Origin of the sequence: Pseudomonas vancouverensis (assembly GCF_004348895.1) — a bacterium.
Classification (GTDB): Bacteria; Pseudomonadota; Gammaproteobacteria; order Pseudomonadales; family Pseudomonadaceae; genus Aquipseudomonas; species Aquipseudomonas vancouverensis.
The window spans coordinates 192,712-212,223 of sequence record NZ_RRZK01000029.1; the positions used below are offsets into that span (position 1 = coordinate 192,712).

At 59.9% G+C, this 19,512-nt stretch carries 25 protein-coding genes; 14 read left to right on the forward strand and 11 right to left on the reverse strand.

Features of this window, described 5'->3' with window-relative positions; translation table 11 throughout:
• Positions 1-26 precede the first annotated feature (26 nt).
• The 3 genes from EIY72_RS21370 to EIY72_RS21380 are packed head-to-tail and all read left to right on the forward strand — an operon-like array spanning position 27 to position 1,993.
• Positions 27-455, forward strand: coding sequence for a hypothetical protein (locus EIY72_RS21370; protein ID WP_093226725.1), 429 nt, complete (start codon positions 27-29; stop codon positions 453-455).
• Between the two features lie 2 nt (positions 456-457).
• Entirely contained in the window at positions 458-1,069 is a 612-nt protein-coding gene (locus EIY72_RS21375; protein ID WP_093226724.1) for a superoxide dismutase, read from the forward strand.
• A 30-nt stretch (positions 1,070-1,099) separates the two neighbouring features.
• Positions 1,100-1,993, forward strand: a complete 894-nt coding sequence (locus EIY72_RS21380; protein WP_093226723.1) for a ZIP family metal transporter — start codon at positions 1,100-1,102, stop codon at positions 1,991-1,993.
• Between the two features lie 4 nt (positions 1,994-1,997).
• Here EIY72_RS21380 and EIY72_RS21385 read toward each other — a convergent pair whose 3' ends face one another.
• The 10 genes from EIY72_RS21385 to EIY72_RS21430 form a co-directional block, all read right to left on the reverse strand.
• Positions 1,998-2,273 carry an HPr family phosphocarrier protein gene (locus EIY72_RS21385; RefSeq protein WP_093226722.1) on the reverse strand — a complete coding sequence of 92 codons (276 nt, stop codon included), beginning with the start codon at positions 2,271-2,273 and terminating at the stop codon, positions 1,998-2,000.
• A 15-nt stretch (positions 2,274-2,288) separates the two neighbouring features.
• Complete coding sequence (gene rapZ / locus EIY72_RS21390; RefSeq protein WP_093226721.1) at positions 2,289-3,146, reverse strand: RNase adapter RapZ; 858 nt, start codon at positions 3,144-3,146, stop codon at positions 2,289-2,291.
• Between the two features lie 2 nt (positions 3,147-3,148).
• Positions 3,149-3,613 (reverse strand): PTS IIA-like nitrogen regulatory protein PtsN, encoded by a 465-nt coding sequence (gene ptsN / locus EIY72_RS21395; protein WP_093226720.1) that lies wholly within the window; start codon positions 3,611-3,613, stop codon positions 3,149-3,151.
• Between the two features lie 12 nt (positions 3,614-3,625).
• Positions 3,626-3,934 carry a ribosome hibernation-promoting factor, HPF/YfiA family gene (hpf, locus tag EIY72_RS21400; RefSeq protein ID WP_093226719.1) on the reverse strand — a complete coding sequence of 103 codons (309 nt, stop codon included), beginning with the start codon at positions 3,932-3,934 and terminating at the stop codon, positions 3,626-3,628.
• A 74-nt stretch (positions 3,935-4,008) separates the two neighbouring features.
• Complete coding sequence (locus EIY72_RS21405; RefSeq protein ID WP_093226718.1) at positions 4,009-5,502, reverse strand: RNA polymerase factor sigma-54; 1,494 nt, start codon at positions 5,500-5,502, stop codon at positions 4,009-4,011.
• Between the two features lie 238 nt (positions 5,503-5,740).
• Positions 5,741-6,466 (reverse strand): LPS export ABC transporter ATP-binding protein, encoded by a 726-nt coding sequence (lptB, locus tag EIY72_RS21410; protein WP_093226717.1) that lies wholly within the window; start codon positions 6,464-6,466, stop codon positions 5,741-5,743.
• Complete coding sequence (gene lptA, locus EIY72_RS21415; RefSeq protein WP_093226716.1) at positions 6,466-7,014, reverse strand: lipopolysaccharide transport periplasmic protein LptA; 549 nt, start codon at positions 7,012-7,014, stop codon at positions 6,466-6,468. Before lptA ends, lptB begins: the two co-directional genes overlap by 1 nt.
• Positions 7,001-7,573 carry an LPS export ABC transporter periplasmic protein LptC gene (gene lptC, locus EIY72_RS21420; protein WP_093226715.1) on the reverse strand — a complete coding sequence of 191 codons (573 nt, stop codon included), beginning with the start codon at positions 7,571-7,573 and terminating at the stop codon, positions 7,001-7,003. The genes lptA and lptC overlap by 14 nt, the downstream gene beginning before the upstream one ends.
• Before the next feature lie 7 nt (positions 7,574-7,580).
• Positions 7,581-8,105 carry a KdsC family phosphatase gene (locus EIY72_RS21425; RefSeq protein ID WP_093226714.1) on the reverse strand — a complete coding sequence of 175 codons (525 nt, stop codon included), beginning with the start codon at positions 8,103-8,105 and terminating at the stop codon, positions 7,581-7,583.
• Positions 8,105-9,079: a KpsF/GutQ family sugar-phosphate isomerase gene (locus tag EIY72_RS21430; protein WP_093226713.1), complete on the reverse strand. Its 975-nt coding sequence runs from the start codon at positions 9,077-9,079 to the stop codon at positions 8,105-8,107. The genes EIY72_RS21425 and EIY72_RS21430 overlap by 1 nt, the downstream gene beginning before the upstream one ends.
• A gap of 276 nt (positions 9,080-9,355) precedes the next feature.
• Here EIY72_RS21430 and EIY72_RS21435 point away from each other — a divergent pair, with 276 nt between their 5' ends.
• The 10 genes from EIY72_RS21435 (at position 9,356) to hisC (ending at position 17,307) form a co-directional block, all read left to right on the forward strand.
• On the forward strand, positions 9,356-10,165 hold the full coding sequence (locus tag EIY72_RS21435; protein WP_093226712.1) for an ATP-binding cassette domain-containing protein: 810 nt from the start codon (positions 9,356-9,358) through the stop codon (positions 10,163-10,165).
• Positions 10,165-10,962, forward strand: a complete 798-nt coding sequence (gene mlaE, locus EIY72_RS21440; RefSeq protein WP_093226711.1) for a lipid asymmetry maintenance ABC transporter permease subunit MlaE — start codon at positions 10,165-10,167, stop codon at positions 10,960-10,962. The genes EIY72_RS21435 and mlaE overlap by 1 nt, the downstream gene beginning before the upstream one ends.
• Positions 10,962-11,429, forward strand: coding sequence for an outer membrane lipid asymmetry maintenance protein MlaD (gene mlaD / locus EIY72_RS21445; protein ID WP_093226710.1), 468 nt, complete (start codon positions 10,962-10,964; stop codon positions 11,427-11,429). The genes mlaE and mlaD overlap by 1 nt, the downstream gene beginning before the upstream one ends.
• An 11-nt stretch (positions 11,430-11,440) precedes the next feature.
• On the forward strand, positions 11,441-12,094 hold the full coding sequence (locus EIY72_RS21450) for an MlaC/ttg2D family ABC transporter substrate-binding protein (RefSeq protein WP_093226709.1): 654 nt from the start codon (positions 11,441-11,443) through the stop codon (positions 12,092-12,094).
• Positions 12,091-12,396, forward strand: coding sequence for an STAS domain-containing protein (locus EIY72_RS21455; RefSeq protein ID WP_093226708.1), 306 nt, complete (start codon positions 12,091-12,093; stop codon positions 12,394-12,396). Before EIY72_RS21450 ends, EIY72_RS21455 begins: the two co-directional genes overlap by 4 nt.
• A 114-nt stretch (positions 12,397-12,510) precedes the next feature.
• Positions 12,511-12,750, forward strand: a complete 240-nt coding sequence (locus tag EIY72_RS21460; protein ID WP_008046181.1) for a BolA family protein — start codon at positions 12,511-12,513, stop codon at positions 12,748-12,750.
• Positions 12,751-12,772: 22 nt separating this feature from the next.
• On the forward strand, positions 12,773-14,038 hold the full coding sequence (gene murA, locus EIY72_RS21465) for a UDP-N-acetylglucosamine 1-carboxyvinyltransferase (protein ID WP_093226707.1): 1,266 nt from the start codon (positions 12,773-12,775) through the stop codon (positions 14,036-14,038).
• 126 nt (positions 14,039-14,164) lie between these two features.
• Positions 14,165-14,800, forward strand: coding sequence for an ATP phosphoribosyltransferase (hisG, locus tag EIY72_RS21470; RefSeq protein WP_007970278.1), 636 nt, complete (start codon positions 14,165-14,167; stop codon positions 14,798-14,800).
• 126 nt (positions 14,801-14,926) lie between these two features.
• The gene (gene hisD, locus EIY72_RS21475) at positions 14,927-16,252 is read left to right on the forward strand and encodes a histidinol dehydrogenase (protein ID WP_093226706.1); all 1,326 of its coding nucleotides are present in this window, start codon (positions 14,927-14,929) and stop codon (positions 16,250-16,252) included.
• Positions 16,253-16,254: 2 nt separating this feature from the next.
• Complete coding sequence (hisC, locus tag EIY72_RS21480; RefSeq protein WP_093226705.1) at positions 16,255-17,307, forward strand: histidinol-phosphate transaminase; 1,053 nt, start codon at positions 16,255-16,257, stop codon at positions 17,305-17,307.
• A gap of 51 nt (positions 17,308-17,358) precedes the next feature.
• Here the strand turns inward: hisC and algW are convergent, their stop codons facing one another.
• Complete coding sequence (gene algW / locus EIY72_RS21485; protein ID WP_093226704.1) at positions 17,359-18,519, reverse strand: Do family serine endopeptidase AlgW; 1,161 nt, start codon at positions 18,517-18,519, stop codon at positions 17,359-17,361.
• Positions 18,520-18,622: 103 nt separating this feature from the next.
• Between algW and EIY72_RS21490 the strand changes: the two genes are divergently transcribed.
• Complete coding sequence (locus tag EIY72_RS21490; protein ID WP_093226703.1) at positions 18,623-19,381, forward strand: Nif3-like dinuclear metal center hexameric protein; 759 nt, start codon at positions 18,623-18,625, stop codon at positions 19,379-19,381.
• Positions 19,382-19,512 lie beyond the last annotated feature (131 nt).

The window sequence follows — 19,512 nt, forward strand, 5'->3', positions numbered from 1 at the left end:
TCACCGCCATCGCTTTGGAGTTCACCATGGAACACTGGAAACGCACGATCGAAAGAGCCAACCGTTTTTTCATGCTGGGTGAACTGGTCGATGCCCGCGAGGCTTACCTGCAGGCATTGGCGCTGGCCCAGGTGCTGTTCGAGCGCTGGGCGGATGCCGACGAAGCGGTGGCAGCCTGCGTGATTTCCCATCACAACCTGGCGGACCTGCATTTGCGCCTGAATCAGCCGGAGGAGAGCGCCGAATACCTGTGCGCCATCCATCAACGACTGTTACAGACGATTCAGGACCCGCGCCTGTCGTCGGCCCTGCGCGAAGCCGCGTTGCGCCAAAGCAGCAAAACCTACGTCGAACTGCTGAATTTCATCAGCGAACACGGCGAGTACCCGCGCTCCCATCGATTGTTGCACCTCGATGTCGCTTCGCCTGCGCCCCACCATCATGGAGTTCATTGAACATGGCTTTCACCTTGCCCGTCTTGCCTTATGCCTACGACGCCCTGGAACCGCACATCGATGCGCAGACCATGGAAATTCACTACACCAAGCACCACCAGACTTACATCAACAACCTGAACGCGGCTGTGGAAGGCACCGAGTTTGCCGAGTGGCCGGTGGAGAAACTGGTCGCTGCCGTCCAGCAGTTGCCTGAAAAACTGCGCGCGGCGGTGATCAATCAGGGCGGCGGTCACGCCAACCATTCGCTGTTCTGGGAGGTCATGGCGCCCAACGGCGGTGGAAAGCCGCAAGGTGCGCTGGCCAAGGCCATCGATGAGCAATTGGGTGGGCTCGACAGCTTCAAGGACGCGTTCACCAAGGCAGCGTTGACTCGCTTCGGCAGTGGTTGGGCGTGGTTGAGCGTGACGCCGCAAAAGACCCTGATCGTGGAAAGCAGTGGCAATCAGGACAGCCCGCTGATGAATGGCAATACGCCCATTCTCGGCCTGGACGTCTGGGAGCACGCGTATTACCTGCGTTATCAGAATCGTCGGCCGGAATACATCAGCGCGTTCTACAACGTGATCAATTGGCCGCAAGTCGCGGCGCGCTATCAGGTCGCAGTGGCTTGAGTCCTCAATAAAAACAATTCAAGGCTGACTATGGGCACTGAAACACTGGCGATCGGCAGTGGGCGAATGTTTCGTTACGCGTTTGGATCGCTGCTTTTACTGGCAGGCACGAGTCTATTGGTTGCCCATGGCTTGGCCTGGCTTGATCTTGAGCCGAAACTGTTGCGCGCCCTGCAAGGCGGGGCGATTTGTGCCCTGGGCACTGCATTGGGCGCTGTACCGGTGTTGGTGATTCGGCGGATGCCGCAGACTCTGAACGACACGCTGTTGGGCTTTGGTGGGGGAGTGATGCTTGCGGCAACGGCGTTTTCGCTGATCGTGCCGGGGATCGTCGCTGCCGAAAGCCTGGGGTTGTCGTCGTGGGCCGCCAGTGGGCTGATCAGTTGCGGGATCTTGCTCGGTGCGTTCGGGTTGTATCTGGTGGACCGCAAAGTGTCCGCAGCCAGCCCGGAGATGCTGGTCGGCACGCTGGAGCAACCGGTGATTGCCCCGCGTATCTGGCTGTTTGTGTTTGCCATCATTGCCCACAACATCCCGGAAGGCATGGCGGTCGGCGTGTCGGCGGGTGGCGCAATGCCGGATGCTGACAGCCTGGCCATGGGCATCGCCTTGCAGGATGTGCCGGAAGGGTTGGTGATCGCGTTGGTGCTGGCCGGGGCAGGGATGTCGCGGCTCAAGGCGTTCCTGATCGGTGCTGCATCAGGTTTGGTCGAGCCGGTGTTCGCGTTGGTGTGCGCGTGGCTGGTGAGTCTGGCCGAGCTGCTGCTGCCTTTGGGGTTGGCGTTGGCGGCAGGGGCGATGTTGCTGGTGGTCACTCACGAAGTGATTCCCGAATCGCGGCGCAACGGTCACGACAAGCTTGCCAGTCTTGGGTTGTTGGTCGGCTTCTGCCTGATGATGGTGATGGATACGGCGCTGAGTTGAGCGGTTACTCGCCTTCGTCGAAATAGTTGTTGATCAGCGCCACCAGTGCATCCATGGCTTCCTGATCCTGCTCGCCTTCGGTGCTCAGGTGGATTTTTGTGCCCTTGCCGGCGGCGAGCATCATCATGGCCATGATGCTTTTCCCGTCGACAGTGGATTCCGGCGTGCGCCCGACGCGGATCGTGCAGTCCTTGAATTGGCCGGCAACACCCACGAATTTTGCAGAAGCGCGGGCATGCAAACCCAGCTTGTTGATGATTTCGATTTCCAGAGCAGGCATCGCGGTGTGAATCCTTTAGCTGAGGTCGCGGTGGCGAACCTGGACGTTCTTCAGGGTTTGTTGCAGCGTCTGGCCCAACCGTTCGGTCAGGTACACGGAGCGGTGATGGCCACCGGTACAGCCAATGCCGATCGTCACATAGGCGCGATTGCTGGCGGCAAAACGAGGCAGCCACTTTAGCAGGTAAGTGGAGATGTCCTGGAACATCTCTTCGACATCCGGTTGCGCCGCCAGATAGTCGGCAACCGGTTGATCCAGCCCGGACAGCTCGCGCAGTTCCGGTTTCCAATAGGGGTTGGGCAGGCAGCGCACATCGAATACCAGATCGGCGTCGACCGGCATGCCGCGCTTGAACCCGAAGGATTCCACCAGGAATGCAGTTCCCGGCTCAGGCTGGTTGAGCAAACGCAGCTTGATGGTGTCGCGCAGTTGGTAAAGGTTCAGGCTGGTGGTGTTGATCTTTAGGTCAGCCAGGTCAGCAATGGGCCCAAGCAGTTCGCTTTCAACATTGATGGCTTCCGCCAGCGAGCGATTGGCATTGCTCAAGGGGTGGCGTCGACGGGTTTCCGAGAAGCGCTTGAGCAGGGTTTCTTCGTCGGCATCCAGGTACAGGACATCACACTGGATATGCCGGCTGCGCACTTCTTCAAGCAGATCGGGGAAGCGTGACAGGTGACTCGGCAGGTTGCGCGCGTCGATGGACACGGCAATCAGCGGCTGCAGCATCTCGGTATGAATCAATGCTTTCTCGGCCAGTTCCGGCAGCAACCCGGCGGGCAGGTTATCGATGCAGTAATAGCCATTGTCCTCGAGTACGGCGAGGGCGGTGCTTTTACCTGAGCCGGATCGGCCGCTGACGATGATCAAGCGCATGATTAGTGACCGTTTTGTGCGTCCAGGACAACCTGATACAGGGCTTCGTTACTGGCAGCGTTACGCAGATTTTCGCGTACGTCCTTGCGGTCGAGCATGCTGGCGATCTGACGCAGCAGCTCCAGGTGCGCATCGGTGGCCGCTTCCGGGACCAGCAGTACAAACAGCAGGTCAACCGGTGCGCCGTCGATGGCATCGAAATCGATGGGAGCGTCCAGGTGCATCAAGGCACTGATGGGCGACTCGCAGCCTTTCAATCGGCAATGGGGAATGGCGATGCCGTTACCAAAACCGGTGGAACCCAGTTTTTCACGGGCGATCAGCGCCTCGAAGACATCTTGCATCTCCAGCGCCGGCACTTCGCGGGCAATCAGGTTGGCAATTTGTTCAAGGGCTTTCTTCTTGCTGCCGCCCGGCACGTTCACCAGGGAACGGCCGGGGGTCAGGATACTTTCAAGTCGGATCATGGGTTGGGAGTGTTAACGACCGGTCGCGCCCTGGAGGAGGCTCTGGGTCTTTTCCTTATGCTTTTTAAGTTGGCGATCCAGCTTGTCGGTCAGCAGGTCAATGGCGGCATACATATCGTTATGCTCGGCATTGGCAACCACTTCTCCGCCGGGGATATGCAATGTGGCTTCGATTTTCTGCAACAGCTTTTCGACGGTCATCGTGACCTGAACGTTGGTGATCTTGTCGAAATGTCGCTCCAATCGATCGAGTTTTTCGCCGATGTAGGTGCGAAGAGGTTCGGTCACTTCCAGTTGGTGTCCACTGATGTTGACTTGCATACAGCTTCTCCTTCGTTGCCAGTGCATAAAGCGGCAGACCTGATGATCTGCCACTGGAACGCTGTGGCGTGGCCCTACATCAACCGCTTGCGTTCGCTCGAAGGCGCGATCCCGAGGGATTCGCGGTACTTGGCGACGGTGCGGCGAGCCACCTGAATGCCTTGTGCCTCCAGTAAACCAGCGATCTTGCTGTCACTCAACGGCTTTTTCTGATTTTCCGCGGCAACCAGTTTTTTGATGATCGCGCGGATCGCCGTGGACGAGCATTCACCGCCTTCGGAGGTGCTGACATGGCTGGAGAAAAAGTATTTCAGTTCATAGATACCGCGAGGGGTATGCATGAACTTCTGGGTGGTCACCCGGGAAATCGTCGACTCGTGCATGCCCACTGCCTCGGCGATGTCATGCAGGACCAACGGCTTCATCGCTTCGTCACCGTACTCGAGGAAACCGCGCTGGTGCTCGACGATCTGCGTCGCCACTTTCATCAGGGTTTCGTTGCGGCTTTGCAGGCTCTTGATGAACCAGCGCGCCTCTTGCAACTGGTTGCGCATGAAGGTGTTGTCGGCACTGGTGTCGGCGCGACGCACGAAGCCGGCGTACTGGGCGTTGACCCGCAGGCGTGGCACTGACTCCTGGTTGAGTTCAACCAGCCAGCGCTCGTTATCCTTGCGCACGATGACGTCGGGCACGACGTACTCGGCTTCGGTGGATTCGATTTGTGAGCCGGGGCGCGGGTTGAGGCTCTGCACCAGTTCGATCACCTGGCGCAGTTCATCTTCCTTGAGCTTCATGCGGCGCATCAGCTGGCTGTAGTCGCGGCTGCCGAGCAGATCGATGTAGTCGACGACCAGTCGTTTGGCTTCGGCCAGCCAAGGGGTCTTGGCGGGCAACTGACGCAGTTGCAGCAACAGGCATTCGCCCAGGTTGCGAGCGCCAATGCCGGCCGGTTCGAATTGCTGGATGCGGTGCAGGACGGCTTCGATTTCGTCCAGTTCGATGTCCAGTTCCGGATCGAAGGCTTCGAGGATTTCCTCGAGGGTCTCGTCCAGGTAGCCCTGATTGTTGATGCAATCGATCAGGGTCACCGCGATCAGGCGATCGGTGTCGGACATCGGCGCCAGGTTCAGTTGCCACAGCAGATGGCTTTGCAGGCTTTCGCCGGCGGAGGTACGGGTGGTGAAGTCCCACTCGTCGTCGTCACTGCTGGGCAGGCTGCTGGCGCTCGTCTGGTACACGTCTTCCCAGGCGGTATCGACCGGGAGTTCGTTGGGAATGCGTTCGTTCCATTCGCCATCTTCAAGGTTGTCGACCGTCGGGGCGCTTTCCTGGTACGAGGGTTCCTGGATGTCGGTGTTGGGCTTTTGTTCGGCGTTGTCTGCCAAGGGGTCGGAATTGTCGAAGTCGTCGCCTTCTTCCTGGCGTTCGAGCATCGGATTGGACTCCAGGGCCTCCTGGATTTCCTGTTGCAGGTCCAGGGTCGACAATTGGAGCAGGCGGATGGCCTGTTGCAGCTGCGGTGTCATCGTCAGCTGCTGGCCCATTCTCAAGACTAGCGATGGTTTCATGGCAGGGGCTTAACACCTTATTCGCCGGCGCACATGCGCCATCCACTACAGGGCGCCGGAGCGCCAAACATAAGCAAATTATATGCCTGAAACTGAAGTGTTTGCCTAGAGCGCTGTAACAATAAAAAACGATTAAATCTGCCCTGATGGGTGGCCAAACACCTTGTGGGTGCTCGCGTGCCTGGACTGCGGTTTTTATTGTAATCAGCGCCCCGGCAACCACCGCGGCGCTTCAGTCTTACAGGCGGAACTCATGGCCCAGGTACACTTCCTTGACCAGATTATTGGCCAGGATAGTCTCCGCATCGCCTTCGGCGATCAATTGACCGTCGTTGACGATGTAGGCGGTTTCACAGATGTCCAGGGTCTCACGAACGTTGTGGTCCGTGATCAGCACGCCAATGCCTTTGGCTTTGAGGTGGTGGATGATCTGCTTGATGTCGCCAACCGAAATCGGGTCCACGCCGGCGAAGGGTTCGTCGAGCAGGATGAACTTCGGATTGGTTGCCAGCGCGCGGGCGATTTCCACGCGGCGGCGTTCGCCACCGGACAGGCTCATGCCGAGGTTGTCGCGGATGTGGCTGATGTGGAACTCCTGCAGCAGGCTTTCCAGCTCCTTGCGACGGCCGGCCTTGTCGAGTTCCTTGCGGGTCTCGAGGATGGCCATGATGTTGTCGGCGACCGACAGTTTGCGAAAAATCGACGCTTCCTGTGGCAGGTAACCGATACCGGCCTTGGCCCGACCGTGCATCGGCTGGTGGCTGACATCGAGGTCGTCGATCAGCACGCGGCCCTGATCGGCCTGTACCAGGCCGACGATCATGTAGAAGCAGGTGGTCTTGCCGGCGCCGTTCGGGCCGAGCAGGCCGACGATCTGACCGCTGTCGATGGACAGGCTGACGTCACGCACGACCTGGCGGCTCTTGTAGCTCTTGGCCAGATGCTGAGCTTTCAGAGTTGCCATTACTGGGCCTTTTGCTCGTCGGTTTTCTTTTTCGGCTGGATCACCATGTCGATGCGCGGACGCGTCTCGGTGACCTTGCTGCCCGTTGCGCGACCGGCGCTGGCGAGTTTCTTGACGGTGTCGTAGACGATTTTCTCGCCCTGAGTGACGTTGTTGTCCTTGTCGATGACCTTGGCCTTGTCGATCAGGATGACGCGGTTTTGCTGGGCCATGTACTGTATGGTCACGCCCCAACCCTGTACCGGCTTGGTGTCGCCCTGGGTTTGCAATTGTTCGAAGTAGGCAAGGTTGCCCACCGAGGTCACCACATCGATGTCACCGTTCGGCGCACGGGTCATGGTTACCTTGTTGCCAGTGACCTTCATCGAGCCCTGGGTGATGATGACGTCGCCGGTGTAGACCGCAACGCCTTGTTTGTCGTCGAGTTGGGCGTCGTCGGCTTGAATGCGGATGGGCTGCTCTTGATCGTTCGGCAGAGCCCAGGCGCTCACGCTTCCCAGTGCTGCGCCCAGGCTGAGCAAAATCGGGAGGGTTTTAACGAGCCTCATACTGTCCTCTTACGTTCGATAGCAGGTGTATCCTGCTTTCTTTCAAATACGCCTTCATTCCCGTGCCTGTCGACACACCGCCGGCGCCGTCGATTCTAACGGGTTGCTCGGTCTGCGCATATTGCTGCTGCGGGAATACGGTCATGCGGGTGCTGGTGATCAGGGTCTTGCGGTTTTTCTCGTCGAAACGGGTGATGCGCACGTTATCGATCAGTTCGACCTGGGTGCCATCCGGGTTGACCTCGCCGCGCAGGCTCTGCACGTGCCACGGGTACTCGGTGCCACGAAAGGCATTGAGATCCGGGTTGGTCAGCAGGGTCACTTCGCTCGCCTTCAGGTGTTCGACCTTGTCGGAGGTCAAATCATATTGCAGCCCGCCATCGGGCAGGAACTGCCGACTGTGGGCATTGATGGCGTAATAGTCGATCGCGCTTTCGTCGACGGCCACGATCGGCTTGTCGAGGAAGCGTTCCGGGCTGATGTTCCAGTAGCCGACAGCAGCGAAAATCGCTGCGATACAGCCGAACAGCAGAATGTTGCGAAACTTTTTGCTCAGCATAATGGGCTCACAGGTACGCGGCGTTGGCCGCTTCAAGGCGGCCCTGGGCGCGCAGGATCAATTCGCAGAACTCGCGGGCGGCACCTTCGCCACCACGGGCAGTCGTGGTGCCATGGGCGTGTTCGCGGACAAAACTGGCAGCATTGGCCACGGCCATGCCCAAGCCTACACGGCGGATCACCGGCAGGTCGGGCAGGTCGTCGCCGAGATAGGCAACCTGTTCATAGCTTAGGTTGAGTTGGCCAAGAAGCTCGTCGAGAACCACCAGTTTGTCTTCACGGCCTTGATAAAGATGCGGGATGCCGAGGTTTTTCGCTCGTCTTTCGACTACCGGGGTCTTGCGGCCACTGATGATGGCCGTCTGCACGCCGGCGGCCATGAGCATCTTGATGCCTTGGCCGTCCAGGGTGTTGAAGGTCTTGAATTCGCTGCCATCTTCGAGGAAGTACAGGCGCCCGTCGGTGAGGACGCCATCGACGTCGAACACCGCCAGTTTGATCTGCTTGCCGCGTTGCAGAAGGTCCATGCTCATTACATTACCCCCGCACGAAGCAAGTCGTGCATGTTCAAGGCGCCGACCGGACGGTCTTCGCTGTCGACCACCACCAGTGCGCTGATCTTGTGGTCTTCCATGATCTTCAGGGCTTCGGCGGCGAGCATTTCGGCGCGGGCCGTCTTGCCGTGGGCGGTCATGACCTGATCGATGATGGCGCTGTGGAAATCGACGTTGCGATCCAGAGTGCGACGCAAGTCGCCGTCGGTGAAGATCCCGGCCAGCTTGCCGTCGGCTTCCAGGATCACGGTCATGCCCAGACCTTTGCGGGTCATTTCCATGAGCGCGTCCTTGAGCAGGGTGCCACGTTGAACCTGTGGCAACTCCTGACCTGCGTGCATGACGTGTTCCACTTTCAGCAGCAAGCGTCGACCCAGCGCGCCGCCGGGGTGGGAAAAGGCGAAATCTTCGGCGGTAAAGCCGCGGGCTTCCAGCAGGGCCACCGCCAGTGCGTCGCCCATGACCAGGGCGGCGGTGGTGGATGAGGTCGGGGCAAGGTTCAGCGGGCAGGCTTCTTGCTCGACGTGAACGTTCAGGTTCACTTCGGCAGCCTTGGCCAATGGCGAATCAGGGTTGCCGGTCACGCTGATCAACTGGATGCCCAGGCGTTTGATCAAGGGCAGCAGGGTGACGATTTCATTGGTAGAGCCCGAGTTGGACAGCGCCAGGATGATGTCGTCGCCGGTGATCATGCCCATGTCGCCGTGGCTGGCTTCCGCCGGGTGCACGAAAAAAGCCGTGGTGCCGGTGCTGGCCAGGGTGGCGGCAATCTTGTTGCCGATGTGCCCCGACTTGCCCATGCCGACCACGACCACGCGGCCTTTGCTGGCCAGAATCATCTCGCAAGCGCGTACGAAATCTGCGTCGATATGGGGCAGCAGGCCTTGTACGGCTTCTACCTCGAGGCGGATGGTGCGTTGTGCTGATTGAATCAGGTCGCTGGATTGGCTCATGTCAGAAATCGTATAGCCTGATGAAAAGGCGGCGATTATAGCGGTTATGAGCAAAACCCTCACGCAAGTTCGTTGTGCTTTGTCATCCCCTGTTACCAAGATCGCTCTAAATGGTGCTTTGTGCCTGTCGCGTTGTTGAACATGACGCGGCTTTGGCCTTGGGCGTGCAGCCTTTGCAGTGGTATAGTTCGCCGCCAGTTCGGCCTGCCCGGGAGGTATGTGCTTTTGTCAGAAAGCCAGGCGTCCGAGTGAGAGGCTGCATCGCAAGGAGTTTAGATGAGTGCCGATAACGCCTACGCGGTCGAGCTGAAGGGAGTGTCCTTCAAGCGCGGTGCGCGCAGCATTTTCAATAACGTCGATATTCGCATCCCGCGCGGCAAGGTCACCGGTATCATGGGACCTTCCGGGTGTGGCAAGACCACGCTTCTGCGTCTGATGGGCGCACAACTGCGGCCCTCTGGTGGCGAAGTCTGGGTCAACGGCCAGAATCTGCCGAAGCTGTCGCGCAGTGATCTGTTCGATGCGCGCAAGCACATGGGCGTGCTGTTTCAGAGCGGCGCCCTGTTTACCGACCTCGATGTCTTCGAGAACGTCGCCTTCCCGCTGCGTGTGCACACCCAGCTGCCTGAAGAAATGATCCGCGACATTGTCCTGCTCAAGCTGCAGGCCGTGGGCCTGCGCGGCGCCATCGATCTGATGCCGGATGAATTGTCCGGTGGCATGAAGCGTCGGGTCGCACTGGCCCGGGCGATTGCGCTCGATCCGCAGATTCTCATGTATGACGAGCCCTTTGTCGGTCAGGACCCGATCGCCATGGGCGTGCTGGTGCGCCTGATCCGGCTGCTCAACGACGCCCTCGGCATCACCAGTATCGTGGTTTCCCATGACCTGGCCGAGACCGCGAGCATCGCCGACTACATTTATGTGGTGGGTGACGGGCAGGTGCTGGGGCAGGGCACGCCGGACGAATTGATGAACTCGGATGAGCCGCGTATCCGTCAGTTCATGACCGGCGACCCCGACGGCCCGGTTCCGTACCACTTTCCAGCGACGGATTACCGCGCAGATCTTCTGGGGAAGCGCTGATGCGCAAAATTTCATTAATAGAACGCGTGCGTCGCTTCGGCCAGGCCGGCATCGATGTGCTGGCGGTATTTGGGCGTTCGGCGTTGTTCCTGTTCCATGCGCTGCTCGGGCGTGGTGGCATCGGCGGCGGTTTCGGGCTGCTGGTCAAGCAGTTGCATTCCGTGGGTGTGATGTCCCTGGTGATCATCGTCGTTTCCGGTGTGTTCATCGGCATGGTGCTGGCGCTGCAGGGCTTCAACATCCTGTCCAGCTACGGCTCGGAGCAGGCTGTCGGGCAGATGGTTGCGCTGACCCTGCTGCGCGAACTGGGGCCGGTGGTGACTGCCTTGTTGTTCGCCGGGCGTGCCGGTTCGGCCCTGACGGCGGAAATCGGCAACATGAAATCCACCGAGCAGTTGTCCAGTCTCGAAATGATCGGTGTCGACCCGCTCAAGTACATCATCGCGCCACGCCTGTGGGCAGGGTTCATTTCCCTGCCTGTGCTGGCGATGATTTTCAGCGTGGTGGGTATCTGGGGCGGATCCTGGGTGGCTGTCGACTGGCTGGGGGTCTATGACGGCTCCTACTGGTCGAACATGCAGAACAGCGTGACGTTTAGCGAAGATGTGCTCAACGGCATCATCAAAAGCATCGTGTTTGCCTTTGTCGTGACCTGGATTGCCGTATTCCAAGGCTATGACTGTGAGCCCACTTCCGAGGGTATCAGTCGCGCCACTACCAAGACCGTTGTGTACGCCTCGTTGGCGGTACTCGGCCTGGACTTTATTCTGACCGCCTTGATGTTTGGAGATTTCTGATGCAAAACCGCACCCTGGAAATCGGTGTCGGCCTTTTCTTGCTGGCTGGCATCCTGGCTTTGCTGTTGCTGGCGTTGCGGGTCAGTGGCCTGTCCCCGAGCCCGAGCACCGACACTTATAAACTGTACGCCAACTTCGACAATATCGCCGGTTTGACGGTCAGAGCCAAAGTGACCATGGCCGGTGTAACCATCGGCAAGGTCACGGCGATCGATCTGGACCGCGACAGCTTTACCGGCCGCGTGACCATGCAACTGGAAAAACGCGTCGATAATCTGCCGACTGACTCCACAGCATCTATCCTGACGGCTGGCCTGTTGGGCGAGAAGTACATTGGTATCAGCGTGGGTGGTGAGGAGACACTGCTCAAGGACGGCGGCGTGATTCACGATACTCAGTCGTCGCTGGTGCTCGAGGACCTGATCGGTAAATTCCTGCTCAATACCGTTAGCAAAGAAGCTAAATGAGGAACTGTTAAATGATCTCTACCTTGCGACGTGGCCTGTTGGTAATGCTCGCGGTGTTTCCGCTGGTGTCCAACGCTGTAGCGGCGCCTTCGGCGCACGATCTGGTGCAAGACACGACCAACCGCATGCTCGCGGACCTGGCGGCGAACAAAGAGAAGTACAAGCAGGACCCGCAGGGCTTTTACAACGCGCTGAACACCATTGTCGGGCCGGTCGTGGATGCCGAGGGCATTTCCAAGAGCATCATGACGGTCAAGTACTCGCGCAAGGCGACGCCTGCGCAAATGAAGACCTTTGAGGAAAACTTCAAGAAAGGTCTGTTCCAGTTCTACGGTAACGCGTTGCTGGAATACAACAACCAGGGCATCACCGTTGATCCGCCCAAGGACGAATCCGGCGACCGTACCAGTGTCGGCATGACCGTCAAGGGCAGCAGCGGCGCGATCTACCCGGTGTCCTACACACTGGAAAAGATCAATGGCGAGTGGAAGCTGCGTAACGTCATTATCAACGGCATCAACATTGGCAAGCTGTTCCGCGACCAGTTCGCCGACGCGATGCAGCGCAATGGCAATGACCTCGACAAGACCATCAACGGTTGGGCCGGGGAAGTCGCCAAGGCCAAGGAAGCCACCGACAAAAAACCAGAGCAGTCGGCCCAATGAGTGAGTCGGCCGTCCAGATGGACGACACTGGCGAGCTGAAGCTCAGCGGTGTGCTGGATTACCGCACCGGCCCGGGCCTGCGGGAGCAGGGTCGGGCGCTGATCAAGTCGAGCAAGGCTACGGCGCTGGTGGTGGATTGCTCCGCGGTGAGCAAATCCAGCAGTGTCGGATTGTCCTTGCTGCTGTGCTTCATTCGTGATGCCCAGGCCGTTGGCAAATCACTGAGCATCCGCGGGATGCCGGAAGACATGCGTGAAATTGCCGAGGTCAGCGAGCTGACCGAGCTGTTGGCGCATCCCTAACCCACATCTATAAGGAAGCCCCCCGTCAGAGTCCTGCTTCGCGGGGTTCGCAGGCGCGGGGCTTTTTTGTATGATGTCCGACCCGTGCGCACAGGGCGCCGATTGAGGTTGAGCATGCAGGCCAACGAAGTTAAGAGCTTTCTCGAAGGAAAGCTGCCCGGAACGAAAGTAGAAGTCGAGGGCGAAGGCTGCAATTTCCAGCTGAACGTGATTAGCGATGAACTGGCGGCGTTGAGCCCGGTGAAGCGTCAGCAGCAGGTCTATGCCCATTTGAACCCGTGGATCGTCGATGGCAGCATCCATGCGGTCACTATGAAATTTTTCAGCAGCGCGGCCTGGGCCGAGCGCACCTGAGCCCAAGGGCGTCGAGATTCTTATGGATAAATTGATTATTACCGGTGGCGTTCGTCTTGATGGCGAAATCCGCATTTCCGGGGCAAAGAACTCTGCCCTGCCGATCCTGGCCGCCACCTTGTTGTGCGATGGCCCGGTGACCGTGGCCAACCTGCCGCACCTGCACGACATCACCACCATGATCGAATTGTTCGGTCGCATGGGTATCGAGCCGGTGATCGACGAGAAACTCGCTGTCGAAATCGACCCACGTACCATCAAGACCCTGGTCGCGCCGTACGAGCTGGTGAAAACCATGCGTGCGTCGATCCTGGTGCTGGGCCCGATGGTTGCCCGTTTCGGTGAAGCCGAAGTCGCGCTGCCAGGTGGTTGCGCCATTGGTTCGCGCCCGGTCGACCTGCACATCCGTGGCCTCGAAGCCATGGGCGCGATCATCGACGTCGAAGGCGGCTACATCAAGGCCAAGGCGCCGGAAGGCGGCCTGCGCGGTGCGCAATTCTTCTTCGACACCGTCAGCGTGACCGGTACCGAGAACATCATGATGGCCGCTGCCCTGGCCAAAGGCCGCAGCGTGCTGCAAAACGCCGCGCGCGAGCCTGAAGTCGTCGACCTGGCGAACTTCCTCAACGCCATGGGCGCCAAGGTTTCCGGCGCCGGCACCGATACCATCACCATCGATGGCGTCGAGCGTCTGCACACCACCACTTACAAAGTGATGCCTGACCGTATCGAAACCGGCACCTACCTGGTTGCCGCCGCCGTGACCGGTGGCCGCGTGAAGGTCAAGGACACCGATCCAACCATCCTTGAAGCTGTTCTGGAAAAACTGCGTGAGTCGGGTGCGGAAATCACCTGCGGCGAAGACTGGATCGAGCTGAACATGCACGGCAAGCGTCCGAAAGCCGTCAACGTGCGGACTGCTCCGTACCCGGCGTTCCCGACCGACATGCAGGCGCAGTTCATCTCCCTCAACGCCATTGCCGAAGGCACGGGCGCCGTGATCGAGACGATCTTCGAAAACCGCTTCATGCACGTGTACGAACTGCATCGCATGGGCGCCAAGATCCAGGTCGAAGGCAATACCGCCATCGTTACCGGCACCGAGAAGCTCAAGGGCGCGCCTGTCATGGCTACCGACCTGCGTGCTTCGGCCAGTCTGGTGATCTCGGCGTTGATCGCCGATGGCGACACCCTGATCGATCGCATCTACCACATCGACCGTGGTTACGAGTGCATCGAAGAGAAACTGCAGATGCTGGGCGCCAAGATCCGTCGCGTTCCGGGCTAGTTGTTGCAGATGGGGCGCAAGGACGCGCCCGTTGGTTTTTCAAGTCGAGCCGGTTTCCGGCTCGATGCGTGTCCGGCGCCGATTGCGACCGGGCATAAGATTCCTGATTAAGGGCTGACGTTTCCCATGCTGACTATCGCACTGTCCAAGGGCCGCATCCTTGACGACACCTTGCCGCTTCTGGCTGAAGCGGGCATCGTGCCGACCGAGAATCCGGACAAGAGCCGCAAGCTGATCATCCCCACGACCCAGGACGATGTTCGTCTGTTGATCGTGCGCGCCACCGATGTGCCGACCTATGTCGAGCATGGCGCTGCCGACCTCGGCGTCGCGGGTAAAGACGTGCTGATGGAATACGGCGGCCAGGGCCTGTACGAGCCGCTGGACCTGCAAATTGCCCAGTGCAAGCTGATGACGGCCGGCAAGGTCGGCGCCGTCGAGCCCAAGGGCCGTCTGCGCATCGCCACCAAGTTCGTCAACGTTGCCAAGCGTTACTACGCTGAGCAGGGCCGTCAGGTCGACATCATCAAGCTGTATGGCTCGATGGAGCTGGCGCCACTGATCGGCCTGGCCGACAAGATCATCGACGTCGTCGACACCGGCAACACGCTGCGGGCCAATGGCCTGGAGCCACAGGACTTTATCGCGGCCATCAGCTCCCGGCTGATCGTCAACAAGGCTTCGATGAAAATGCAGCACGCCCGAATCCAGGCGTTGATCGACACCCTGCGCAAGGCAGTGGAGTCTCGACACCGCGGCTGATTCACCTGCGCGACGTTAAGTCGCGCCCGTCTATCCGCCTCATAGCCAGAATTCTCAGGTGCCCAAGCGGAAACGACTGCTAAGTTAGGGCGCCTGAGTTTTTGCCATTCCTATGAGGCTCTCGCTATGACCGCACTGACTGCAATTCGCCGACTCAACGCTGCTGACCCGGATTTCGCGCATCATCTGGATCATCTGCTGAGCTGGGAAAGTGTGTCTGACGACTCGGTCAATCAGCGGGTGCTCGACATCATCAAGGCCGTGCGTGAGCGTGGCGATGCCGCGCTGGTGGAGTTCACCCGGCAGTTCGATGGCCTGGACGTCGCGTCCATGGCTGACTTGATCCTGCCGCGTGAGCGTCTGGAGCTGGCGCTGACGCGCATTTCCCCGGATCAGCGCGAAGCGCTGGAAGTCGCCGCCGCCCGCGTGCGCAGCTACCACGAGAAACAGAAACAGGACTCCTGGAGCTACACCGAAGCCGATGGCACCGTGCTCGGCCAAAAGGTCACGCCGCTGGATCGCGCTGGCCTGTATGTGCCGGGCGGCAAGGCGTCGTATCCGTCTTCTGTATTGATGAACGCCATTCCAGCCAAGGTGGCCGGCGTGACCGAAGTGGTCATGGTGGTGCCGACCCCGCGGGGTGAAATCAACGAGCTGGTGCTGGCTGCGGCCTGCATTGCCGGGGTTGATCGTGTATTCACCATCGGTGGCGCGCAAGCCGTTGCCGCACTCGCCTACGGCACCGAAAGCGTGCCGCAGGTCGACAAGGTGGTGGGCCCGGGCAACATCTACGTCGCTACCGCCAAGCGTCACGTTTTTGGTCAGGTCGGCATCGACATGATCGCGGGTCCATCGGAAATTCTCGTGGTGTGCGACGGTCAGACCGATCCGGACTGGATTGCCATGGACCTGTTCTCCCAGGCCGAACACGACGAGGACGCCCAAGCCATCCTGGTCAGCCCGGACGCCGAGTTCCTCGACAAAGTGGCCGCCAGCATCGCCAAGCTGATGCCGACCATGGAGCGTGCGGCGATCATCGAAACCTCGATCAACGGCCGTGGTGCGCTGATCAAGGTTCGTGACATGGAACAAGCCATCGAAGTCGCCAACCGCATCGCGCCGGAGCACCTCGAATTGTCCGTGGCCGACCCGCAAGCCTGGCTGCCGCAGATTCGCCACGCTGGCGCGATCTTCATGGGCCGCCACACCTCCGAAGCCCTGGGCGATTACTGCGCGGGTCCGAACCACGTTCTGCCAACTTCCGGCACTGCGCGGTTCTCTTCGCCGCTGGGCGTGTATGACTTCCAGAAACGCTCGTCGATCATCTTCTGCTCCGAGCAGGGCGCATCGGTACTGGGCAAGACTGCGTCCGTGCTGGCTCGTGGCGAGTCCTTGACCGCGCACGCACGCAGTGCTGAGTACCGCATCGTTGACGAACAACAGGGGAAATGAAGATGAGTAAATTCTGGAGCGCTTTCGTCAAGGATCTGGTGCCCTACGTGCCGGGCGAGCAGCCGAAGCTGACGAAGCTGGTGAAGCTCAACACCAACGAAAACCCGTACGGTCCATCGCCCAAAGCCTTGGCGGCGATGCAGACCGAGCTGAACGACAACCTGCGCCTGTACCCGGATCCGAACAGCGACCTGCTCAAGCAGGCGGTGGCCAAGTATTACGGCGTGCAAGCCAATCAGGTGTTCCTCGGCAACGGTTCGGACGAAGTGCTGGCGCACATCTTCCACGGTCTGTTGCAGCACGATCAGCCGCTGCTGTTCCCGGACATCAGCTACAGCTTCTACCCGGTCTACTGCGGGTTGTACGGCATCACCTTCGACGCCGTGCCGCTGGATGAGCAGTTCCGGATCAACCCGGCGGACTATGCCAAGCCGAACGGCGGGATCATTTTCCCCAACCCGAACGCACCGACCGGTTGCCTGTTGGCGCTGGAAGCGGTCGAGCAGATCCTCAAGGCCAGCCCGGATTCGGTGGTGGTGGTCGACGAGGCCTACATCGACTTCGGCGGCGAAACCGCGATCAGCCTGGTGGACCGTTACCCGAACCTGCTGGTCACCCAGACCCTGTCCAAATCCCGTTCGCTGGCGGGCCTGCGCGTTGGCCTGGCGGTCGGTCATCCGGACCTGATCGAAGCGCTGGAACGGATCAAGAACAGCTTCAACTCCTATCCGCTGGATCGCATGGCGAATGTCGGCGCTGCCGCCGCATTCGAGGATCGCGAATACTTCGACAAGACCTGTGCGCTGGTCATCGAGAGTCGTGAATGGGTCGTTGCGCAGTTGCGGGCCAAGGGGTTTGAGGTGTTGCCGTCGGCGGCGAACTTCATTTTCGCCCGTCACCCGCAGCACGATGCAGCGGGCCTGGCGGCGAAACTGCGTGAGCAGGGCGTCATCGTCCGGCACTTCAAGCAGGAGCGGATTGCCCAGTTCCTGCGGATATCGATCGGCACGCCAGAGCAGAATCAGGCGTTGATCGACGGTCTCGGCGAGTTGTAAAACTCCGCTGACCCGGTGGGAGCGAGCAAGCTCGCTTCCACCGGGATCCGTTTAGTTCTCTTCTGTTTCCTTCATCGGCGCTGGCGGTGGGCGCAAGCCCACTTCCGCCGTGAGCTTGAGCTCCTTGCCGTTGCGCATCACCTGGATCGCGACCTTGTCGGTCGGCTTGATCCGCGCGACCTGATTCATCGAGCGTCGACCATCACCGGCGGGTTCGCCGTCGATGGAAAGAATCACGTCACCCAATTGCAGGCCGGCTTTCTGCGCCGGGCCATCACGGAAAATCCCCGCAACGACGATGCCCGGACGCCCGGACAGGCCGAACGACTCCGCCAGCTCTTGGGTCAGCGGCTGCACTTCAATCCCCAGCCAGCCACGAATCACCTGGCCGTGCTCGATGATCGACTTCATCACTTCCATCGCCAGCTTCACCGGGATCGCAAAACCGATACCTTGCGAGCCGCCGGATTTGGAGAAAATCGCCGTGTTGATGCCGGTCAGATTGCCGTTGGCGTCGACCAGTGCGCCGCCGGAATTGCCGGGGTTGATCGCGGCGTCGGTCTGGATGAAGTCTTCGTAATTGTTCAGGCCCAGCTGATTACGCCCGGTGGCACTGATGATGCCCATGGTCACGGTCTGGCCGACGCCAAACGGGTTGCCGATGGCCAGTGCGACGTCGCCGATGCGAATGTTGTCGGATCGACCCACGGTGATGGCCGGGAGATTTTTCAGGTCGATCTTCAGCACCGCGAGGTCGGTTTCCGGGTCGCTGCCGATGACCCGCGCCAGGGTTTCGCGGCCATCCTTGAGCGCGACCACGATCTGGTCGGCGCCGCTGGTCACGTGGTTGTTGGTCAGGATGTAGCCTTCCGGGCTCATGATCACACCAGAACCGAGGCTCGATTCCATGCGCTTTTGCTTGGGCGAGTTATCGCCGAAGAAGCGCCGGAACTGTGGATCCTCGAACAGTGGATGCGCCGGTTTGGCGATGACTTTGGTGGTGTACAGGTTTACCACCGACGGCGCGGCGACGATCACCGCATCGGCGTAGGACACCGGCCCCTGCTGCACACTGGTGGTCTGTGGAGCTTGCTGTAGATTGACGTCGAGGCTTGGAAGCCCGACCCACTGCGGGTAACGCTGGATAATCAACAGAGCGACAAGCACGCCGGCCAACAACGGCCAGCCGGAAAAACGCAGCGCCTTGAGCATTAAGCACGTCCTGAGAGAGTTGCAGGCGGTATGAGACCGCTCATAATGTTGCGCATTATACGAGGCCGCACGCGCCTCTGAACGGGATATTTAGGAGTCTTTTATGGCCGTCGCCCTGAGCACCCTGGTCGAAGAAGCCGACCGTTATCTTAGCAGTGGCAAAATTGCCGATTACTGCCCCAATGGCCTGCAAGTCGAAGGCCGGCCGCAAGTGATGCGCATCGTCAGCGGAGTCACGGCCAGCCAGGCCTTGCTCGACGCGGCGGTTGAAGCCAATGCCGATCTGGTGCTGGTGCATCACGGTTACTTCTGGAAAGGCGAGAACCCGTGCATCACCGGCATGAAACAGCGCCGCTTGAAAACGCTTCTCAAGCACGACATCAGCCTGCTCGCCTACCATCTGCCTTTGGACCTGCACCCGGACGTCGGCAACAACGTACAGCTGGCGCGCCAGCTGGATATCACCGTGGAAGGTCCGCTGGACCCAGACAACCTGAAGATTGTCGGTCTGGTCGGCTCGCTCAATGAACCGGCGACGCCACGGGATTTCGCCCGGCGCGTGCAGGAAGTCATGGGCCGCGAGCCGCTGCTGATCGAGGGTAGCGCGATCATCCGTCGGGTCGGCTGGTGCACCGGTGGAGGCCAGGGCTACATCGATCAGGCGATTGCCGCCGGGGTCGATCTGTTCATCAGTGGCGAGGCGTCCGAGCAGACGTTCCACAGTGCCCGGGAAAACGACATCAGCTTCATCGCCGCCGGCCATCACGCCACCGAGCGCTACGGTGTGCAGGCACTGGGCGAGTACCTGGCGAAACGCTTCGCCGTCGAGCACATCTTCATCGATTGCCCGAATCCGATCTAAGGCCGCGCGAATTCCTTGTGGGAGCGAGCTCGCTCCCACGAGGTTCTGCAGTGGCCAAACAGGCAGGCATATTCATATGCTCTTTCGTTCTAGTTGGCGCCCTGATTAGAAGCAGGCCGCTATGCTAGGAT

What these genes read in the sequence shown, in the direction of transcription:
- EIY72_RS21370 (WP_093226725.1), top strand. Translation starts at nt 27, where the DNA reads ATGGAACACTGGAAACGCACGATCGAAAGAGCCAACCGTTTTTTCATG.
- EIY72_RS21375 (WP_093226724.1), top strand. Translation starts at nt 458, where the DNA reads ATGGCTTTCACCTTGCCCGTCTTGCCTTATGCCTACGACGCCCTGGAA.
- EIY72_RS21380 (WP_093226723.1), top strand. Translation starts at nt 1,100, where the DNA reads ATGGGCACTGAAACACTGGCGATCGGCAGTGGGCGAATGTTTCGTTAC.
- EIY72_RS21385 (WP_093226722.1), bottom strand. Translation starts at nt 2,273, where the DNA reads ATGCCTGCTCTGGAAATCGAAATCATCAACAAGCTGGGTTTGCATGCC.
- rapZ (WP_093226721.1), bottom strand. Translation starts at nt 3,146, where the DNA reads ATGCGCTTGATCATCGTCAGCGGCCGATCCGGCTCAGGTAAAAGCACC.
- ptsN (WP_093226720.1), bottom strand. Translation starts at nt 3,613, where the DNA reads ATGATCCGACTTGAAAGTATCCTGACCCCCGGCCGTTCCCTGGTGAAC.
- hpf (WP_093226719.1), bottom strand. Translation starts at nt 3,934, where the DNA reads ATGCAAGTCAACATCAGTGGACACCAACTGGAAGTGACCGAACCTCTT.
- EIY72_RS21405 (WP_093226718.1), bottom strand. Translation starts at nt 5,502, where the DNA reads ATGAAACCATCGCTAGTCTTGAGAATGGGCCAGCAGCTGACGATGACA.
- lptB (WP_093226717.1), bottom strand. Translation starts at nt 6,466, where the DNA reads ATGGCAACTCTGAAAGCTCAGCATCTGGCCAAGAGCTACAAGAGCCGC.
- lptA (WP_093226716.1), bottom strand. Translation starts at nt 7,014, where the DNA reads ATGAGGCTCGTTAAAACCCTCCCGATTTTGCTCAGCCTGGGCGCAGCA.
- lptC (WP_093226715.1), bottom strand. Translation starts at nt 7,573, where the DNA reads ATGCTGAGCAAAAAGTTTCGCAACATTCTGCTGTTCGGCTGTATCGCA.
- EIY72_RS21425 (WP_093226714.1), bottom strand. Translation starts at nt 8,105, where the DNA reads ATGAGCATGGACCTTCTGCAACGCGGCAAGCAGATCAAACTGGCGGTG.
- EIY72_RS21430 (WP_093226713.1), bottom strand. Translation starts at nt 9,079, where the DNA reads ATGAGCCAATCCAGCGACCTGATTCAATCAGCACAACGCACCATCCGC.
- EIY72_RS21435 (WP_093226712.1), top strand. Translation starts at nt 9,356, where the DNA reads ATGAGTGCCGATAACGCCTACGCGGTCGAGCTGAAGGGAGTGTCCTTC.
- mlaE (WP_093226711.1), top strand. Translation starts at nt 10,165, where the DNA reads ATGCGCAAAATTTCATTAATAGAACGCGTGCGTCGCTTCGGCCAGGCC.
- mlaD (WP_093226710.1), top strand. Translation starts at nt 10,962, where the DNA reads ATGCAAAACCGCACCCTGGAAATCGGTGTCGGCCTTTTCTTGCTGGCT.
- EIY72_RS21450 (WP_093226709.1), top strand. Translation starts at nt 11,441, where the DNA reads ATGATCTCTACCTTGCGACGTGGCCTGTTGGTAATGCTCGCGGTGTTT.
- EIY72_RS21455 (WP_093226708.1), top strand. Translation starts at nt 12,091, where the DNA reads ATGAGTGAGTCGGCCGTCCAGATGGACGACACTGGCGAGCTGAAGCTC.
- EIY72_RS21460 (WP_008046181.1), top strand. Translation starts at nt 12,511, where the DNA reads ATGCAGGCCAACGAAGTTAAGAGCTTTCTCGAAGGAAAGCTGCCCGGA.
- murA (WP_093226707.1), top strand. Translation starts at nt 12,773, where the DNA reads ATGGATAAATTGATTATTACCGGTGGCGTTCGTCTTGATGGCGAAATC.
- hisG (WP_007970278.1), top strand. Translation starts at nt 14,165, where the DNA reads ATGCTGACTATCGCACTGTCCAAGGGCCGCATCCTTGACGACACCTTG.
- hisD (WP_093226706.1), top strand. Translation starts at nt 14,927, where the DNA reads ATGACCGCACTGACTGCAATTCGCCGACTCAACGCTGCTGACCCGGAT.
- hisC (WP_093226705.1), top strand. Translation starts at nt 16,255, where the DNA reads ATGAGTAAATTCTGGAGCGCTTTCGTCAAGGATCTGGTGCCCTACGTG.
- algW (WP_093226704.1), bottom strand. Translation starts at nt 18,519, where the DNA reads ATGCTCAAGGCGCTGCGTTTTTCCGGCTGGCCGTTGTTGGCCGGCGTG.
- EIY72_RS21490 (WP_093226703.1), top strand. Translation starts at nt 18,623, where the DNA reads ATGGCCGTCGCCCTGAGCACCCTGGTCGAAGAAGCCGACCGTTATCTT.